Source organism: Tenacibaculum sp. 190524A05c (assembly GCF_964036595.1).
Lineage (GTDB): Bacteria > Bacteroidota > Bacteroidia > Flavobacteriales > Flavobacteriaceae > Polaribacter > Polaribacter platacis.
In genome coordinates, this window is the sequence record NZ_OZ038523.1 from 1,181,227 (window position 1) to 1,202,020 (window position 20,794).

Consider the following 20,794-nt stretch of genomic DNA (forward strand, 5'->3'; position numbering starts at 1 on the left):
CAGTTTTACTGGGTAAGTTTTTTTATTTTAAACTATTGTGTTTGTTTCTCCAACAATGTCAAAATCAATTCCATCTTGCGTTGAAGTTGTAGATGTATCTCCTAGTTTTACATTAGAAGCTAAGAAGGTATTTCCTTCATTACATTCTGTACTACATGGTAATCCGTCTTCGTTTAGAACAACAGAACTTGCTTGTAAAACAGTTAAGGAAGTAGGCACTCTTGTTTCCCAAGGTTTACCTTCTACTTCACCAATCGTGCTTTTTAACTCTTCTGCAATAGAAAGATATAAATCGTCATTAATATCTGTTACTAAGCTTTCTCCGTTCCAAATTTCACCAGTTTCCATGAACCAGTTTACTGCATGTTCAAATCCTGGACGAACTGGCACTACAGCTCTTGCCATTCCACTCTGTAAAAAGGCTTTAAATATTGGATCTTTACCGTCTAAATAATCAAAGCTCTCTGCCCAGCTAGAACTAGCTTTGTAGAAATATGGATAAAAAGTATAAGCCATAATTTCCCAATCGAATGCTTGTTCAAAAAACTTAACTACAGAAGCATGTTGCTCTAAAGATTTTCTATCTTCAATTTTTGTTGCATCTGTTCCATAATGACTTTCACTTACTGATAAATCCTCAAAAGGTGAAGTCATTAATTCGATAGCCGTACGTTTAATCTCACGTTTTTCGATACCTCTATTTAATTGAGAACTAAACTCTCTCTGCTTTTCTTCTCCAGTTTCATCAACATCTTGGTTCTGGAAATCATTATATTCACTTACACGTTCATTATAAGCTTCCATAATGGCATTAAATGTTTCTGTTTGCCATTGCTTTTTCCCTTCTTCAGAAAGTTCAAAATCAAGTGCAAAACTTACATTGCACTCTTGCTCCATATCATATGCCATTGCAGCAACAGAGATTTTATCAGAGTAACTAAAGTCAAAATTATGATACTCTACATCATTTTTTTTCACATTTCCTCCGTTAGCATTAGTTACATCAGCTACACATAAATGTTCTTTTGAAATGTTTCCAACTGTTGCTATAATTTTTGGCCACTCTCTACCTGATAAGTGATACATCATTTGTCCTGTTGACTGTGCTTTTTTACAAACAAAACCTTGTGGAATTTCTATTTCATCTGCCATAGAAGCATATTTTTGACTATCACGAGTTCCAGTTATTGAAATTTTATAACTTTTACTTATCGAATAATCTTCAGGATATGCATTAACTTCAGCGTTATAATAAGATGCAATTTTTTGATAGTTAGCCTTTGTCAACTGACTAGGTTCAGAAAGCCCTCCTGTCAATCCAAAAGCTTCAATTTTCTTTGGATTTACAGGCATTTTTGGAGAAATTAACTTGTTCGTATTTTCCTCATCAAAATTTAAATACTTATCAATATAGAACTTAGCTGGTTCTGGTATGGCAAATTCATACATTAATCGCTTACCATAGTTTACTAAGGTATTTTTATAAATAACATCTACCCAACGATATACTCCAGTAACATGCTCGTCTCCTTTTCTATTGTCAAAACCATGTGTGTTGTTTTCTTCAAATTCCTTTAAAATTCGAGACGTTCTTTTGGTACTGATTTTTTCAACTACACGTTCTAAAGCTCGCTCTGTAACTTCCTGTGCGTAATTTCTTGCTTGTAAATTAGAATTTGAAACTGCACTACTTGAGGTATTTGCTACATTAGTTCCAGCACTATAACTACCGTTACCAAGAGGAAAACTTCCAGTGACACTTGCACTGGCTCCAACACTTGTTGAATTATCTTGATCTACTATTGAAGAAGCCTCTGTTTGCAACTCATTACGCTCCGTAGTTGTTGTATCTGTTAAGTTTTCAACTTCTCTTTCTGAAGATCTTTCTGAAGTTACTTCAGACACTCTTAAATTACGAGTAGCACGTTCTTTATATTCACGAGCCATTACATTTTCAATATGAGAAACTTCACCAGGCACATAACAACATACTTCTTGTTCTACTCTTCTAAAATCAGCAATTCCTAATTGCGATACTCCGTATATATTGGTATCCTTCCCTTCAGAACTATCAACATCGCCTCCACTAGTATCTCCTGAGGTATCACCCGTAGAATCCGTAGCAGTTTTAAACTCGTAAATACCTCCTATTTGCCTCGACTCTAAAAAACCTACATCACTATATACAGTAATATCGCGTTCATTATCGAATGAAATAATTTGTTCATTATTTAAAGTCAGTTCACCTTTTAGCTTATAGGTAGTTTCGCTAAGTGCAATTCCTTCTGGAAATAATTTTACATAAAGTAAGGTATTTCCAGTATCTCTATTGATAGTACCAAATGTAGTTCCAGCAAAAGCAACATCTCCTCCTACACTATTTGTTAATTCGTAATTAGCGGCAGTTACATATAAACTTTTCGCATTTGGAATTGTAAACCACATCATGATAAACTCTTGTCCTCTTTGTATAGAGTTTACATAACCACCATAACTTCGTAATAATTCTGTACTTGTATTTGGTAAACTTATTGTTTCACCTCCAATAGTTGCAGTTTGTGAAGTATTTGGTGTACTATCAGAAATTACTTGCAATTGGTTGTTGATATTCTGTTGTAACACCGTAGAAACTTCCGAAAATGTATCATAGATTTCAAACTCCGAAGAGTTGATTAACTCTTGAGTTTCAATGGATAACTGTGCATATGACTTGTTTTGAGGATCTAATGATTTTCCTGCTGTTTCATCATCTACTCTGATAAACTCGTCTGATTTCGTATAATTTACTTGAAGCCCTTCCAAAGCTGGATACGTTTCTATTTGCGTAGTTTCTCCAGTTTCAGGATCTGTAATCGTTACAAGAGTTGGATCTCCTGAAGTAATTGTAGCCACTTGCTGTTCATATGCAGCAACCGCTTCTTGGTATGCTTTTTCTTCTTCTTTTTTATAAACAACTTCTGCTCTTTTAATTTCTTTTAACGCATTTTCATACGTTGAAATTTTTTCTTGTGCTCTTTCTACTGTATTAACCTTACGTATATATTCAGTTGTACTAGATGAAGCTACTGAATTAGTGGTAGTATTATTTATATCTTTTTTAGTATATAATACTTCCTTTGGAATTACAACACTAGCATTTGCAATAATTGATAAAGTATCTGAATCAAACGTAATACCTGTAGTTGGCTGCCCAATTACGGCAACAGGCACTGTATTGGTATGCTTTAAAAAATGATTTGCAATTAGCATTTGAATTAATGCTTCTCGTACACTTGTAGATTTCTTATTAATTGTTTGATAAAATAAATTATTCCATACTACTATTTCTTCTTCAGTAGTTAAAATAATATCAGAAACTGGTGGGAAAGCTTCAGCATAATTGCTTCTTATGATTGTATCTAAATTACTAGCTACTAATTCTTGAGATAAATTGTATTTATTTCTTAATAACCATTTTGAAAACTGATACAATACCCCGTAAGAACCAAATAAAGGTGTTCCTTTTTCTTTTAATTGATATGTACTTTCTATTGGTGTAAATGTATCTTCGGTATAAGCTCCTTTCAATGCATTTACTTTTTCTTCTTCTGTAGTAACACTTCTTGCAGCAACATGAGCCTTACTATCATCCTCTCTACCTTCTGGATACGTAACGAAATATAGATTTTTTTTACTATCATCAGCTAATTGCGGTGAGCGTAATGTTACGAATCTAAATAGATTAGACTTAATCGGTTTTTTTTCCATATGATAACTTTTTTAATTGTTTTTACAGCGTTGTTTTTAAAATTACGCACAGCACAAAACACTTATAACAAAAAATCGTTATAACTGGTAATATTCGAAATTTTAATAGTGTGGTGTTCTATAGCAATTTTTAAACAACACTTTAATTAGTTGAGTAGAATACTCTTTTTCTCGCGAAGCCAAATTACAAAAAAATCATTTCCTAAATGTTAAAAGTAGGACTTAACGAAGTGTTAAAAAATATAAGAAACTGAAAGTCAGAATTTAAAAATCATAAAATTTGATTACACCGCATTTTTTAAACTCTCTATCTGATTCAGTATACGTTGAGCTTCATTATATTTAATGGAGCTTTCTTTTTGGTTTATTGATAATAAACGCTCTCTTTCTTCCATCAATCTATTATACTGATCACGTAATTTATCCTCAACTGATTTCTTTTTAAAAAAAGTAAACATGATCTTTGTTTTAGTTAGTATTATGACGATTTCTTCAGGAAAAACAAGTTTGTTTAACCTATTTCAAATATAAGTTAAACAAAAATTAAAAACAAACTGATTTTCAAAAAGTTATAGAATTATTAACCTATGTAAATATTTAAACTAAAAACTCAAACAAATTAGGTTTATCATTTAAGTACTCTCCAAAAAAGTTTAAACTTTTCATTCGTTCAATAAGTGGTGCTAAATCTTCACTTTTAACTAGTTCAATACCTACAACAGCCGGACCATTTTCTCGTGTAGTTTTTTTAGAGTATTCGAAAAACGTAATATCATCATGTTCTCCGAGTACGTTCATAACAAATTCTTTCAGGGCTCCTGCTCTTTGAGGGAATCTTATAATGAAATAATGTTTTAAGCCATTATAAAGTAATGCTCGCTCTTTTATTTCTGCAGTTCTTGTGATATCGTTATTACTACCACTTACAACGCAAACCACATTTTTTCCTTCAATTTCCTCTTTGTAAAAATCAAGTGCACTTACAGTTAAAGCTCCTGCAGGTTCAACAACAATAGCTTCTTTATTATACATCTCCAGAATCGTTTGACAAACTTTACCTTCTGGAACGGTTATCATTTTTTCTAAATTCTCTAAACAAATTTTATGCGTAAGTTCTCCTACCTTTTGAACAGCTGCGCCGTCCACAAACTTGTCTATAGAAGGTAATTTTACAGCTTCTGATTTTTCAATTGCTAATTGCATGGATGGAGCTCCAGATGGTTCAACTCCAATAATTTTGGTTTGAGGTGATATATATTTAAAAACTGAAGACAATCCCGAAGCTAATCCTCCTCCACCAACTGGAACAAAAACATAATCAATAATATCATCCGATTGTTCTAATATTTCTAAACCAACCGTAGCTTGACCTTCGATTACTTTTTCATCATCAAAAGGATGAACAAAAGTTTTATTTTCTAATTCAGCATTTTGTATTGCCTCATTATAGGAATCATCAAAAGTGTCTCCAACTAATTTGATGGTAACATAATCAGCACCAAATATTTTTACTTGTTCAACTTTCTGTTTTGGCGTTGGAGCTGGCATAAAAATAGTTCCGAAGATTTTCTTTTTATTACATGCCAAAGCCACCCCTTGCGCATGATTCCCAGCACTAGCACAAACAATTCCTTTTTCTAATTCTTGACTTGATAAGGAGCTAATTTTATTAAAAGCACCTCTAATTTTGTAAGATCTTACTTGTTGTAAATCTTCTCTTTTTAAAAGAACATTTGCGTTGTATTTATTTGATAAATTAAAATTTTGCTGCAAAGGAGTTACTACCGCAACATTTTTCAATGTAACGGCAGCTTCCTTTATTGCTTTTAATTCTGGAAAATATATTTTACTTACAACTGATTCCATTGTTTATGATAAGACTAGTTCCTCCTCTACTTTCTCTTCTTTTATCGCTTTCATAGAAGTCATAGCTTCTCTTAATCGCTCTCCTACCTTTTCTATTGGATGATTTCTAATGGCTTTATTTACTTTAATCAATTGTGCATTATCTACATGGTTTGAACTTGAAAACTCTTTTCCGACTAAATCTGTAGTCACCGTTTTCATAAAATCAGTTAGTAATGGCTTAGCCGCATGATCGAATAAATAACATCCATATTCCGCAGTATCAGAGATGATTCTATTCATTTCATATAACTTCTTTCTTGCAACTGTATTAGCAATTAATGGTAGTTCATGTAAAGACTCGTAATACGCTGATTCTTCAATAATTCCTGAAGCAACCATAGTTTCAAAAGCCAACTCTACTCCAGATTTTACAAAAGCAACTAATAGCGTTCCTTTGTCGAAATATTCTTGTTCTGAAACTCCAACTTCTGTAGCTTCTGTTTTTTCAAAACCAGTTTCTGCTGTAGCTGCTCTCCAAGACAATAAATCTTTATCATCTTTCGCCCAATCTTCCATCATTGTAGATGAAAAATGACCAGACATAATATCAGACATATGTTTGTCAAATAATGGTTGAAGAATTTCTTTTAATTCTTCAGATAATTGATATGCTTTAAGTTTGGCTGGATTCGAAAGACGATCCATCATATTTGTTATTCCTCCATGTTTTAAAGCTTCGGTTATCGTTTCCCAACCGTATTGAACCAATTTACTTGCAAAATGAGGTTCTACACCTTCTTCTACCATTTTGTCAAAACATAAAATTGAAGCTGTTTGTAATACTCCACAGAGTATTGTTTGTTCACCCATTAAATCAGATTTTACCTCAGCCACAAAAGATGATTCTAAAACTCCAGCTCGATGTCCACCTGTTGCGAAAGCATATGCTTTTGCTTGTGCTAAACCTTTTGATTCAGGATCATTAGCTGGATGAACTGCAATTAATGTTGGAACTCCAAATCCTCTTTTATATTCTTCTCTAACTTCACTCCCAGGACATTTAGGTGCAACCATAATTACTGTTAAATCCTTACGAACTTGAGTTCCTTCTTCAACAATATTAAATCCATGAGAATATGATAATGTCGCTCCTTCTTTCATTAATGGCATCACAGCTTTTACAACATTACTATGTTGCTTATCCGGAGTTAAATTACATACCAAATCCGCATTTGGAATTAACTCTTCATAAGTGCCTACAACAAAATTATTATCTGTTGCATTTTTATACGACTGACGTTGTTCTTTAATTGCAGATGGTCTTAAAGCATAAGATACATCTAAACCAGAATCTCTCATGTTCAATCCTTGGTTCAAACCTTGTGCACCACAACCTACAATAACAACTTTCTTACCTTTTAATGCCTCAATTCCTTCAGAAAACTCTTCAGATTCCATGAATCTACATTTTCCTAATTGTTCTATTTTTTCTCTTAATGATAACTGGTTAAAATAATTTCCCATGATGTTATTTTTTTCTACTTAGTGTTTGTTTATTTTTTGATTGATTCTAATAATTCCGATACTGGCATTTCTTCTTTAGTGATTGCGATACGACCAGATCGAACGAATTGCATTATTCCGTGTTTATCTAACAAATGATATAGCTCTTCAACTTCTTCTTTTGTACCCGATTTCTCTAATACGAAAAAGTCTTTATTTATATTGATTACTCTAGACTTACTTCCATTAATAACCTTTTGAATTTCATCGTTCTCAGTAAGTAAATCTGTGCTTAATTTGAAAAGACATGATTCCTGATAAACTGTATCTTCATCAGTGTGATAATAAGCTTTGATTACTTCAATCTGTTTTTCTAACTGACCCAATATTTTTTTAATCTGATCTTCAGTTACTCGAACTAAAATTGTAATTCTTGAAACACTTTTAATTTCAGATTTTGAGACATTGACACTTTCAATATTGATATGTCTTCTTTGAAATATTGCTGAAATTCTATTTAAAACTCCGATGTTGTTTTCAGTATATATGGATACTGTAAATGTTTTTTTGTCGCTCATAACCTTTAGCTTAATCTAACTTCTGAAACTGATGATCCTGTTGGAATCATTGGAAATACATTATCTTCTTTCTCTACACATACTTCTAAAAAGTATGCATCTTCAGACTGCATCATTTCTGAAACAGCACTTGCCAATTCCTCTCTTTTCGTAACTCGAGTTGCAGGAATATGATATCCTTTCGCGATAGCTACAAAATCAGGATTCGTCATTGTAGTTGACGCATAACGTTTATCAAAAAACAACTGTTGCCATTGACGTACCATTCCTAAGAATTCATTGTTAAGAACTACAATTTTCACCGCTGCTTTAGTTTGTAAAATGGTTCCTAATTCCTGAATAGTCATTTGATAACCTCCATCTCCAATTATTGCAACAACTTCTCTTTCTGGAGTTCCCATTTTTGCTCCAATGGCAGCTGGTAATGCAAACCCCATGGTTCCTAATCCACCAGAAGTTATATTACTTTTTGATTGATTAAAATCTGCATACCTGCATGCAATCATTTGATGTTGCCCTACATCTGAAACTATAATTGCATTTCCTTTAGAAGCCGTATTGATTTCTCTCATTACTTCTCCCATTGTTAATCCTTCCTTGGTTGGGTACAAATCATTTTTAATGACTTTATCAAACTCAATTGCGTCGTGATTTCTAAACTCTTGAAGCCAGTCTTTATGATCTTTATTTGCTAACAAAGGAAGTACTGCTTGTAAACTTTCTTTAGCATCTCCAAGCACGGCAACATCCGCTTTAACGTTTTTATCTATTTCAGCTGGATCAATTTCAAAATGAACAACCTTGGCCTGTTTTGCATAACGATTTAAATCTCCTGTTACACGATCGTCAAAGCGCATTCCTACTGCGATTAATACATCACATTCATTTGTAAGTTTATTTGGACCATAATTTCCATGCATTCCTACCATTCCTACATTCAGTTCATGCGATGTAGGTAACGCTGATGCTCCTAAAATTGTCCACGCAGAAGGTAATCCTGCTTTTTCTATAAATGCTTTAAACTCTTCTTCTGCTTTTCCTAGAATTACTCCTTGTCCCCAAACTACAAAAGGCTTTTTAGCATTATTAATAAGATCTGCTGCTTTTTGTACTGATTCTAATTCTAACTTAGGAACAGCTTTATAGCTTCTAACAGAAGTACATTGCTCATAAGAAAATTCGAATTCTTCGAATTGCGCATTTTTTGTAATATCGATTAATACTGGTCCTGGTCTTCCAGAACGAGCGATATAAAATGCTTTTGCAAATACTTCAGGAATTTCTGAAGCTTTTGTAATTTGATAATTCCATTTTGTTACTGGTGTAGATATACCTACGATATCTGTTTCTTGAAACGCATCAGTTCCTAGTAAATGCTCGGCAACCTGACCTGTAATACAAACCATAGGAGTAGAATCTATTTGCGCATCTGCAATACCTGTAATTAAATTCGTAGCTCCCGGTCCAGATGTAGCAATAGCCACTCCTACTTTTCCTGTTGCTCTGGCATAACCCTGAGCAGCATGAGTTGCACCTTGTTCATGACGTGTTAACACATGATGTAATTCTTCTTGATACTTAAATAATTCATCATAAACAGGCATAATTGCACCTCCTGGATAACCATATAACAAATCGACTCCTTCTGCCAACAAACATTTAATGACCGCTTCAGCACCCGAAATAGTCACATTAGTTTTTACACCTTTAGCTGTACTTGTTTTTGCTTTCGTTTCCATGTTGTTGTGATTTAAAATTCATCGGTTACACATCCATTAGATGCCGATGCTACTGTTCTTGCATATTTATATAATACTCCTCTTTTTACTTTTAATGGAGGAGCTTTCCATTCTTTCTTTCTTTGAGCTAATTCTTCATCTGAAACCTCAAGATTAATTGTATTGGTTTGCGCATTAATAGAAATAATATCTCCATCTTTAACTAATGCTAATACTCCTCCTTCTTGAGCTTCTGGTGTAATATGACCAACTACAAAACCATGTGTTCCTCCAGAAAATCTACCATCTGTAATTAATGCTACTTCTTTTCCTAAACCAGCTCCCATTATTGCAGCTGTGGGTTTTAACATTTCTGGCATTCCAGGTCCTCCTTTTGGTCCTTCATAACGGATTACAACAACGTCTCCTTTTTCTACTTCTCCATTTTTAATTCCGTCGTTAGCTGCATATTCACCTTCAAAAACCTTTGCTTTTCCTGAGAAATACAATCCTTCTTTACCTGTAATTTTTGCTACAGAACCATCTTTTGCAAGGTTTCCATAAAGCATTCTTAAATGTCCTGTTTCTTTTATAGGATTATGTACAGGTTTAATAACTTCTTGTCCGTCTGTTAAACTCGGAACCTCCGCCAAATTCTCAGCTAATGTTTTTCCTGTAACCGTTAAACAATCTCCATGAACCAATCCTTTCTCTAAAAGATATTTCAAAACAGCAGGCGTTCCACCTACTTTATGAACATCTTCCATTAAATATTTTCCACTAGGTTTTAAATCGGCTAAAAATGGAGTTTCATCTGAAATACGTTGAAAATCTTCAAGAGTAAATTGTACATCAGCAGCTTTTGCAATAGCTAAAAAATGTAATACCGCATTTGTAGAACCTCCCATTACAGTGACTAAACGAACTGCATTTTCTAGAGATTTCTTCGTAACAATATCAGATGGCTTAATATCCTTTTCTAATAACACTCGTAAAGCTTCACCTGCTTTTACTGATTCATTTTCCTTATCATCACTAATCGCTGGATTCGAAGAATTATAAGGTAAACTCATTCCTAAAGCTTCAATTGCAGAAGCCATTGTATTCGCAGTATACATTCCTCCACAAGCTCCTGCTCCTGGGCAAGCTTTTTCAATAACACTTTGATATTGTTGTTGTGTAATTGTACCCGCAACTTTACTTCCCCATGCTTCAAAAGCTGAAACAACATCTAACTTTTGACCTTCATGACATCCAGAAGCAATTGTTCCTCCATACACAAGAACCGAAGGTCTATTTAGTCTTAGCATTGCCATTAAAGCACCTGGCATGTTTTTATCGCAACCCACTACAGTAACCAAACCGTCATAAGACATGGCTTGAACTACAGTTTCCATAGAATCTGCAATTACATCTCTAGATGGTAACGAATAGCGCATACCAGGTGTTCCCATTGAAATTCCATCTGAAACTCCAATGGTATTAAATATTAATCCAACTAAATTGACATTTTCGGTTCCCTTTTTCACCAATTTTGCCAAGTCGTTTAAATGCATGTTACAAGGATTTCCTTCGTATCCTGTACTTGCGATTCCAACAAATGGCTTTTGTAAATCTTCTTTTGATAATCCAATTGCATGCAACATTGCCTGTGCTGCAGGTTGTGTATCATCTTGTGTTACTCGTTTACTAAACTTATTCAGTTCCATTTTATAATGCGTTTTCTTTAACTCTTTGTCCTAAAACTTCTGCTTTGTATAATTTCATCAATTCAAATCCATGAGTTTCTTCCCATTTCATTGGAAATTCATACTCATCTAATGATTGTAAACCAACTACTTCCGCTGCTGTACCAGTAAAGAAACAAGCATCGGCTGATTTTAATTCTTCAAGAGTGAAAAACTTCTCCTCAACCGAAATTCCTTCTTCTTGACAGATCTCTATTATAGTTGCTCTTGTAATACCAGCCATGATATGACCTCTTGGCGGTGTATACAACTTCCCATCTTTTTGCATGAAAATGTTAGCACCAGAACATTCAGCGACATTACCATTCATATCTAATAACAATGCTTCATCGTAACCTTCGCTTTTTGCCTCATTAGTAGACAAAATTGAGTTTATATAATGACCTGTTACTTTAGCTTCTACAAAACAAGATTTTGGATTTGGTCTTTGAAACTTTGAAGTTTTCACTTTCAATAATTTATCTCCCATGTACTTTCCCCATTCCCAACATTGAATGACCACATTTGTTTCCTGAGAAGTAAGCAAACTCATATTTGCTCCTGTTGTAATTAATGGACGGATGTAAGCATCTTCCAAGTTATTTAACTCCAATAATTTGTAAGTAATTTCTGTTAACTCTTCTTCAGAATACTCAAGATTAATATTCATTACCTCTGCTCCGAATTTTAATCGTTTATAGTGATCGTACGATTTAAAAATCCTAGCTCCATTGTCTGTTTTATAAGATCTAATTCCTTCAAACACACCATTACCGTAATGTAAACTTTGACTGTACAAGTCTGAAGAAGCTTCTTTAGCCTTTACAAATTTCCCGTTATAAAAAACTACACTTTGATCGTTGAAATACATTGTTTATTAATTAGTTAATCGAATTTATTTTATCCTTTTTTTATACACTTTCTATATTTTATCAACCTATGATTCTTAATTGCTTTCAAAAACACTTAAATGTTTGTTTTTCAATGTTTTAACCATTTTAAACCATGGTGTTCACATCAATAAAAAAAGCCTGTATCTGAGTTAGATACAGGCTTTTTATAGAACAATAACTATCTGTATCAACTCGGTGGTGAGCTAATAATGACAATAATGATAATTACGATGTTCTGAATTAAGTTCATATGTTTAAACTAAAAAAGGCTTCCTAAATTTAGGAAGCCTTTTGATTTTATATTTTAAAATTTACAAATACACTTCCTTTACCCTTGTGAAATAATAATCACAACGACAATAATAGAAATGATATTTAAAATTTGTTTTCTCATTTGTTGTCACAAAGATTGCTAATTATTTTTGAATTATCCTAATCATTTTCAAAAAAAGGTGATAAATAATTTATCTAGAGTGTGTTTTCTTAATACATATTGCAATTAAAATTTACTCGGAAACAACTATTAATTCCAGGAAATACTGTTAGAAAAACGTAAAACTGGCTTAAAAGCCTAAACTAATAAAACCAGTTTTATTTCAATTATAACTAAATGAAAGTAAGGGCAATTTTATTCTTAAGCACTTAATAAATCATTTGAATCTTTTAATGGTAAAGTTGAACTTCCCATTAAATAAGCATCAACATGATGTGCGGCTTGTCTTCCTTCAGATATGGCCCAAACAATTAAAGATTGTCCTCTTCTCATATCTCCTGCTGTAAATATTCCTTGAACATTTGTTTGGTAATTATGAATACTTGCTTTGATATTAGATCTTACATCCTGAGTAAGTCCTAATTTTTCTGGTAACGTTTGCTCAGGTCCTGTAAAACCAAGAGCTAGAAAAACTAAATCGCAAGGCCATATTTTTTCACTTCCTTCTTTTTCAATCAACTGAGGGCGTTCACCTGGAATAATTTTCCATTCTACCTCTACAGTTTTTAATGCGATAAGTTCACCTTTTTCGTTTTTTATAAACTCCTTTGTATTAATCAGCCAATTACGATCACATCCTTCTTCATGAGAAGAACTTGTTTTTAATTGTAATGGCCAAAATGGCCAAGGTGTTTTTTCACTTCTAGCCTCAGGTGGTTTTGGCATGATTTCAAAATTGGTCACTGATTTTGCACCATGACGATTTGAAGTTCCAATACAATCTGAACCTGTATCTCCTCCTCCGATTACGATTACATCTTTATCTTTTGCATTGATAATATCATTTTCTAAATCTTTATTAAACAACGCTTTCGTTTGTTTTGTCAAGAAATCCATGGCTTGATGTACGCCTTTTGCATCACTTCCCGGAATAGGTAAATTTCTGGCTTGAGTTGCTCCACCACATAATACAGTTGCATCGAATTCTTTTAATTCTTCTACCGAAATATTTACACCAATATTGGCATTAGTTCTAAAATTTACACCTTCCTCCTCTAGAATTTTGATTCTACGATCTATGATTTCTTTTTCTAATTTAAAATTAGGAATACCATAACGTAAAAGGCCACCTAACTTATCTTCCCTTTCGAAAACAGTAACGATATGACCAGCCCTATTTAACTGCTGAGCAGCCGCTAAACCTGCGGGACCAGAACCTACAATTGCAACGGTTTTTCCTGATCTGTAGCTTGGACGTTTCGCTTTTATCCAACCTTTTTCAAATCCTTTCTCAACAATATATTTTTCAATATTTTCAATTGAAACTGGTTCATCTATCAATCCTAGAACACATGCTTTTTCACATGGAGCAGGACATAATCTTCCTGTAAATTCAGGAAAGTTATTTGTAGAATGTAAAATTTCTAAGGCCTTTCTCCATTCACCTTTATGAACCATATCATTAAAATCTGGTATAAGGTTTCCTAGTGGACAACCACTATGACAGAAAGGAATTCCACAATCCATACAACGTGAGCCTTGCTTTTGTTGTTCTTCTATAGATAACGGAGCTGTAAACTCTTTATAGTTTTTAACTCTATCAGCAACAGCATTATTAATTTCTTGCTTTCTCTCGTATTTTTTAAATCCGCCTAATTCACCCATAATATTATGCTGTAATTTTGTTCGTTATTTCTTCTTTTGCTAATCGCTCTAAAGCCAATCTATAATCAGTTGGATACACCTTAATGAAATCCATTTTATTTACTTCCCAATCCTCTAAAATTGTAGCTCCTAAATTACTTTCGGTATATTCAACATGCTTAGAAATTAACTTCTTAATTTCATGTTGATCTTCAGTTTCTAAATGAACTAATTCTACCATTTCCAGGTTACATAATTCATTTCTAAATTGATGTGAAGGATCATAGACATAAGCAATTCCTCCACTCATTCCTGCGGCAAAGTTTCTTCCAGTTTTACCTAAAACAACAACTTTACCTCCAGTCATATATTCACAACCATGATCTCCAATTCCTTCAACAACCGCTGTAATACCTGAATTTCGAACACAGAAACGTTCACCTGCTATTCCATTTACATAGGCTTCACCTTTCACTGCACCGTAAAAACAAACATTTCCCACGATGATGTTTTCTTTAGCTACAAAATCAGCTTCTTGAGGTTTCTTTACAATTATTTTTGCTCCGGATAATCCTTTTCCTAAATAATCGTTAGTTTCTCCATCAACAATCATGGTTAACCCTTTCGTAGCAAAGGCTCCAAAACTTTGTCCAGCAGAACCCTTAAATCGTAAGGTTAACGTATCTTCAGGTAACCCCTCATCGCCATGAAGTTTAGAAATCTCATTACTCATTAAAGCTCCTACTGAACGATTAGTGTTTTGAATTTCATAAGAGAATTCTGATTTAATTTTATTCTTTATTGCTCCCTTTGCATCATCAACAATTTTAAAATCTAATACTTTCTCTAAATTATGATCTTGTTTTTCTGTATTGTATAATATTGGATCTCCTTCAGTTATTGGTTTATGCAAAATTGCAGATAAATCAACTCCTTTAGCTTTATAATGATCAATGGCTTTATTAACGTTTAACTTTTCAACTTGACCAACCATTTCTTTCACAGATCTAAACCCTAAAGACGCCATGATTTGTCGAACTTCTTCTGCAACGAAATACATGAAATTAATTACGTGCTCTGGTGTTCCTTTGAAGTTCTTTCTTAATTCAGGATCTTGAGTTGCAATTCCTACTGGACATGTATTTAGATGACATTGACGCATCATAATACAACCTGATGCAACTAATGGTGCGGTTGCGAATCCAAACTCTTCTGCTCCCAATAAACAAGCAATAGCAACATCTCTACCTGTTTTTAATTGTCCGTCACATTCTAAAACAATTCTACCACGAAGATTATTCATTACTAACGTTTGTTGCGCTTCAGCAATTCCTAATTCCCAAGGTAATCCTGCATGTCTTAAAGAAGTTAACGGTGATGCTCCTGTTCCTCCATCAAAACCAGAAACTAAAATTACATCTGCTTTAGCTTTTGCGACTCCAGCAGCAATAGTTCCCACACCAACTTTTGAAACTAGTTTTACATTAATTCTAGCTTCACGATTCGCATTTTTCAAATCGAAAATTAGTTGTGCTAAATCTTCAATAGAATAAATATCATGATGCGGTGGTGGTGAAATTAATCCCACATAAGGTGTTGAATTTCTTACTTCTGCAATCCATGGTAATACTTTTTTACCTGGTAATTGACCACCTTCTCCTGGCTTTGCACCTTGAGCCATTTTAATCTGAATTTCTTTGGCATTAGTTAAATAGTTACTCGTAACACCAAATCTACCAGAAGCAACCTGTTTAATTGCACTATTCTTAGAATCTCCGTTAGATAATTTCTTGAATCTTTCTTTATTCTCTCCTCCTTCTCCAGAATTTGATTTTCCGCCAATCCTGTTCATTGCGATAGCCAAATTCTCATGAGCTTCCTGGCTAATTGAACCATAAGACATTGCTCCTGTTTTAAAACGTTTTACAATTTCTGTCCAAGGTTCTACTTCCTCAATTGGAATAGGATCTAAGTTTACAAATTCAAACAATCCTCTGATCGTCATTAAATCTTCAGATTGCTTATTTATTTTATCTGCGTAAACTTTATAGCTTTCTTTACTTTTTGAGCGTACCGCTTGTTGTAATTTTGAAACTGTAGTTGGATTGAACATATGTCGTTCTCCATTTCTCCTCCAGCGATAATCTCCTCCAACTTCTAAATTTAATACGGCATCAATATCTTTATCTCTAAAAGATTCTGTACATCTTTTATAAATATCTTTTTGTAAAACATATAATCCTATTCCACCAATTCTAGATGGTGTTTCAGGAAAATACTTATCTGTAAATGTCTTTTTTAAACCAAGAATTTCAAAAATTTGTGAAGCTCGATAAGAATGTAACGTGGAAATTCCAATCTTATTCATGATTTTCAATAATCCTTTTCCAATGGCTTTATTAAAATTCTTGACCGCTTTTCCTACTTCTACATCTTTTATAATTCCTTTATTTACCTGTCTTGCAATAATTTCATTAACCATATATGGGTTAATTGCACTTGCTCCATAACCAAATAATGTTGCAAAATGATGTGGTTCTCTCGGTTCGGCACTTTCAATTATTATTCCAATTTTAGAACGAGTTTTCTTTCTATACATAGAATTATGTAGATATGAACATGCCAATAAAGCAGGAATAGGAGCCCATTCTTTATTTACTCCTCTATCAGATAAAATAATGACATTAACTCCTTCATCTTCCACTGCAACCGTTGCTTTGTATAAGATTCCTTCTAAAGCATTTTCGATTCCATTTACTCCTTTCTCTAGTGGAAATAACATCGGAATAGTAGTTGCTTTAAAATCCTCGTGTTCAAGATTTTTAATTTTATCTAAATCCTCATTGGAAATCACAGGATTCTGAATTCGAAGTTTCTTCGCCTGTTCTGGTATAATATCAAAGATGTTTCTATCAGATCCAATAGCTAAACTGATATCTGTAATGATCTCTTCTCTAATTCCATCTAATGGAGGATTGGTTACTTGAGCAAACAACTGCTTGAAGTAGTTATACAGTAATTGTGGTCTATCTGACAGTACAGCCAATGGTGTATCTGTTCCCATTGAACCAATTCCTTCTTTACCATTCATTGCCATTGGTGCAATGATTTGATCTATTTCTTCTGTTGTATATCCAAATAGCCTTAAACGAGTAAAGTAATCCGTTTTTTCTTGAGATATTTCATTTTGAGTATATGGAATATCCGCTAATGGCAATGTTTGGTCTTTCACCCATTTTTTATATGGATGTTTCGATACAATTTCTTTTTTGATTTCTTCATCTTCTACAATTCTTCCCGCATTCATATCAACCAAAAACATCTTACCTGGTTCTAATCGACCATGCTTTACTACGTTTTCTGGTTTAATATTTAATACTCCGATTTCTGAAGACATAACAACATTACCTTTTTTGGTAACTGTATATCTAGATGGTCTTAACCCATTTCTATCTAAAACGGCTCCAATAACGTTTCCATCTGTAAAAGGAACAGATGCTGGTCCGTCCCAAGGCTCCATAATACATGAGTTGTATTCATAGAATGCCTTTTTATCTTCATTCATTGTTTCATCTCTCTCCCAAGCTTCAGGAACTAACATCATCATAACTTCAGGTAATGATCTTCCTGTCATTAATAACAGTTCTACTGCCATATCCATGGATGCTGAATCTGATTTTCCGTTAGTAATAATTGGATACAACTTCTCAATATCATCTCCAAATAAATCAGACTCCATTAATTCTTGTCTGGCAATCATACGTTTCACATTTCCTTTAAGCGTATTAATTTCACCATTATGACACATAAATCTAAAAGGTTGAGCTAAATCCCAAGACGGAAATGTATTTGTTGAGAATCTTTGATGAACTAAAGCTAAACGAGTAACTAAATCTGGTTGTTTAAGATCTACATAAAAACGACCAATATCTTCTGGCATTAATAAACCTTTATAAATTAATGTCGTAGTAGATAAACTAGATAAATAGAAATAATTACTTTCTGATATTTTTGATTTGGCAATGGTATGCTCGCTAATTTTTCTAGCAGCAAATAGTTTTGCGTTAAATTGTAATTCTGTTAACGATTCTTCACCTTTTGAAACGAAAACTTGTTTAATTTTTGGTTGAGTTTTTGCAGCTATTGCACCCAAATTTGAAGTATCAACAGGTACATCTCTCCAACCTAAAATTTGTAAACCTTGTTTTTTAAGCTCGCTTTCTAAAACCTGCTCACAATAACTACTTTGATTGAACTTTTTAGGTAAAAAGACCTGACCTACGGCATATTCTTTAGCTGCAGGCAATTTAAAATCACAAACCCGGTTAAAGAAATCATGAGGAATATCAATTAAAATTCCGGCACCATCTCCAGTTCTACCATCTGAACTTACTGCTCCTCTATGCTCTAATTTTATTAGAATTTCTAAAGCATCGTGAATAATTTGATTTGATTTTTCACCCTTAAGGTTACAAATGAAACCAGCTCCACAATTATCTCTTTCAAATTCATTTAAATATAAGCCTTGATCCTTCATAATTGTTTGTATTATTTTGAAAACAGATATTGATATAATATTGTTCTCGAACTGTTATTGTAAAAAGTATTGAAAGCGTTTTGCTTACTGAACCCATCAGTATTACTAATTTGCAAAACGTAAAAAACACGACGGTCTAAAAAGCCGTTTCTATCGTCATTAGAGTTCTAATGCTCATTCAATCTGAAGTCAGGATAAGCCGACATTCCATGTTCATGAGTATCTAATCCTTCTATCTCTTCTTTTTCAGAAACTCTGATTCCCATAGTTTTCTTCAGCGTAAAAATAATTATGAACGCAGTAGAAGTGCAGAATACTGCATATGTTCCTACTCCTATCAATTGGCTTAAAAATTGTGCACCACTTGCTAGTTTTCCAAAAAGTCCAACTGCTAATGTTCCCCAAACACCACAAACTAGATGAACTGCAATTGCACCAACAGGATCATCTAATTTTAGTTTGTCTACAAGACTTACAGCAAAAACAATTAAAATTCCACCGACGCTTCCTACAATAATTGCGTCCATTGGACTCATTACATCAGCACCAGCTGTAATTGCTACTAATCCACCTAATATTCCGTTTAAGAACATTGTTAAGTCTAGATTCTTATACATTATGGTTGAAACAATTGCTGAAACCACTCCTCCTGCCGCTGCAGCTAAGCAAGTTGTTACTAACGTTAGTGAAGTTCCTGCAGGATCTGCAGATAAAACTGATCCTCCATTAAATCCGAACCAACCTAACCAAAGAATTAAGACTCCAGCCGTAGCTAGTGGAATATTATGACCAGGAATTGCTTGAGATTTACCATTTCTAAATTTTCCAATACGTGCACCTAAAAGCCAAACCGCAACTAAAGCAGCCCAACCACCAACAGAATGCACTAAAGTAGAACCTGCAAAATCATAAAATGGAGTATCAAGTGTATGCAAGAATCCTTCTCCCCACTTCCATGAACCAGCTATTGGATACACAAACCCAACATATAACACTGTAAAAATCATGAATGGTAAAATTTTAATACGCTCAGCTACGGCACCTGATACTATTGTTGCTGCAGTTGCTGCAAACATTCCTTGAAAAAGAAAATCTGTCCAATACGTGTATCCCGTATTATATGTTAAATCTAATACGTCTTTAACCATTGGTGCTTCTAAACCAAATCCAGCAAATCCGAAAACACCAAGAGCATCTTCAGCAAAACCAGGATACATTAAATTAAAACCAAATGCGGCATACATTAATAACCCTGTGGTAATAATGAATATATTTTTAAAAAGAATATTTAAAGTATTCTTTTGTCTTGTTAATCCAATTTCTAAAAAAGCAAACCCTAAATGCATGAAAAACACTAAAGCCGTGCAAATCATCATCCATACATTATTTGTTGTCAATTGTTCCATATTATATATATTAATTCAGTGTACTTCCTCCTTCTTCGCCTGTTCTAATTCTGTAGGCATTATCTATTTCGCTAACAAATATTTTCCCATCACCAACTTTTCCTGTTGAAGCTGCTTTTAAGATGGTTTGAATTGTTATTTCTTCGAAATCATCATTTACTACAATTGATAAGTATCTTCTTTGAATATCACTTGTACTATAAGAAACTCCTCTATACACATGTCCCTTCTTTTCGTTTCCTAAACCAGTTACATCCCAATACGAGAAAAAATTAACTCCAACTTCGTGAAGTGCTTCTTTTACTTCTAGAAACTTTGACTTTCTAATGATTGCTTCTATTTTTTTCATTTTAATAATTCGTTTGTAAGTTTAATTCTAACAACATTCAATATTGATTAAGATATTTTTTAAATGCTTTCACATTTTATAATGAAATTTAGCTAAAAAATGTTGCTTCGGTGACTACCAAAATTATACGCAAAAAAGGAAAAAACAAAAACTAACACACTGTAAAACAAACGAAAACGTTATATAAAAAAAGTAGAGCCTCAAAAAAAAGACGGGAAAAATTGCAATCTGATAATTTGGGATTTAAAATTGATATTGCAATTACTAAATACTCAATTTCAAAGTCTGAAATTAAGAATTGAATAAAAATGCACTTTTTTCAAAAAAAATATGATTTTAGAAATTTTACTTAATTAAAATAAATCTAAATAATCATTTTATTAAATTATCAGCAATAAAATGATGTTTATT

At 33.3% G+C, this 20,794-nt stretch carries 12 protein-coding genes; all 12 read right to left on the reverse strand.

From position 1 onward, the window contains the following. Positions 1–27: 27 nt before the first annotated feature. The 12 genes from ABNT61_RS05045 to ABNT61_RS05100 all read right to left on the reverse strand — a co-directional run bounded on the left by ABNT61_RS05045 (position 28) and on the right by ABNT61_RS05100 (position 20,383). Entirely contained in the window at positions 28–3,747 is a 3,720-nt protein-coding gene (locus tag ABNT61_RS05045) for a hypothetical protein (RefSeq protein ID WP_348745101.1), read from the reverse strand. Positions 3,748–4,031: 284 nt separating this feature from the next. Beyond that, the gene (locus tag ABNT61_RS05050; protein WP_348745102.1) at positions 4,032–4,205 is read right to left on the reverse strand and encodes a Lacal_2735 family protein; all 174 of its coding nucleotides are present in this window, start codon (positions 4,203–4,205) and stop codon (positions 4,032–4,034) included. A gap of 139 nt (positions 4,206–4,344) precedes the next feature. Beyond that, the gene (gene ilvA / locus ABNT61_RS05055; protein WP_348745103.1) at positions 4,345–5,613 is read right to left on the reverse strand and encodes a threonine ammonia-lyase; all 1,269 of its coding nucleotides are present in this window, start codon (positions 5,611–5,613) and stop codon (positions 4,345–4,347) included. Positions 5,614–5,616: 3 nt separating this feature from the next. Next, entirely contained in the window at positions 5,617–7,119 is a 1,503-nt protein-coding gene (gene ilvC, locus ABNT61_RS05060; protein ID WP_348745104.1) for a ketol-acid reductoisomerase, read from the reverse strand. Between the two features lie 29 nt (positions 7,120–7,148). Continuing rightward, positions 7,149–7,676, reverse strand: coding sequence for an acetolactate synthase small subunit (gene ilvN / locus ABNT61_RS05065; protein ID WP_348713766.1), 528 nt, complete (start codon positions 7,674–7,676; stop codon positions 7,149–7,151). A gap of 5 nt (positions 7,677–7,681) precedes the next feature. Then, on the reverse strand, positions 7,682–9,415 hold the full coding sequence (ilvB, locus tag ABNT61_RS05070) for a biosynthetic-type acetolactate synthase large subunit (protein WP_348745105.1): 1,734 nt from the start codon (positions 9,413–9,415) through the stop codon (positions 7,682–7,684). A gap of 11 nt (positions 9,416–9,426) precedes the next feature. After that, a complete protein-coding gene (ilvD, locus tag ABNT61_RS05075) occupies positions 9,427–11,103 on the reverse strand; it encodes a dihydroxy-acid dehydratase (protein ID WP_348725881.1) in 1,677 nt (558 codons plus the stop codon). 1 nt (position 11,104) lies between these two features. Continuing rightward, positions 11,105–11,992, reverse strand: coding sequence for a branched-chain amino acid transaminase (locus tag ABNT61_RS05080; protein WP_348745106.1), 888 nt, complete (start codon positions 11,990–11,992; stop codon positions 11,105–11,107). A 656-nt stretch (positions 11,993–12,648) separates the two neighbouring features. Next, positions 12,649–14,112 (reverse strand): glutamate synthase subunit beta, encoded by a 1,464-nt coding sequence (locus tag ABNT61_RS05085; RefSeq protein ID WP_348745107.1) that lies wholly within the window; start codon positions 14,110–14,112, stop codon positions 12,649–12,651. Between the two features lie 4 nt (positions 14,113–14,116). Continuing rightward, positions 14,117–18,628, reverse strand: coding sequence for a glutamate synthase large subunit (gene gltB / locus ABNT61_RS05090; protein WP_348745108.1), 4,512 nt, complete (start codon positions 18,626–18,628; stop codon positions 14,117–14,119). A gap of 167 nt (positions 18,629–18,795) precedes the next feature. Then, the gene (locus tag ABNT61_RS05095) at positions 18,796–20,034 is read right to left on the reverse strand and encodes an ammonium transporter (RefSeq protein WP_348745109.1); all 1,239 of its coding nucleotides are present in this window, start codon (positions 20,032–20,034) and stop codon (positions 18,796–18,798) included. 10 nt (positions 20,035–20,044) lie between these two features. Further along, positions 20,045–20,383: a P-II family nitrogen regulator gene (locus tag ABNT61_RS05100; protein ID WP_348725891.1), complete on the reverse strand. Its 339-nt coding sequence runs from the start codon at positions 20,381–20,383 to the stop codon at positions 20,045–20,047. Between the last annotated feature and the right edge of the window lie 411 nt (positions 20,384–20,794).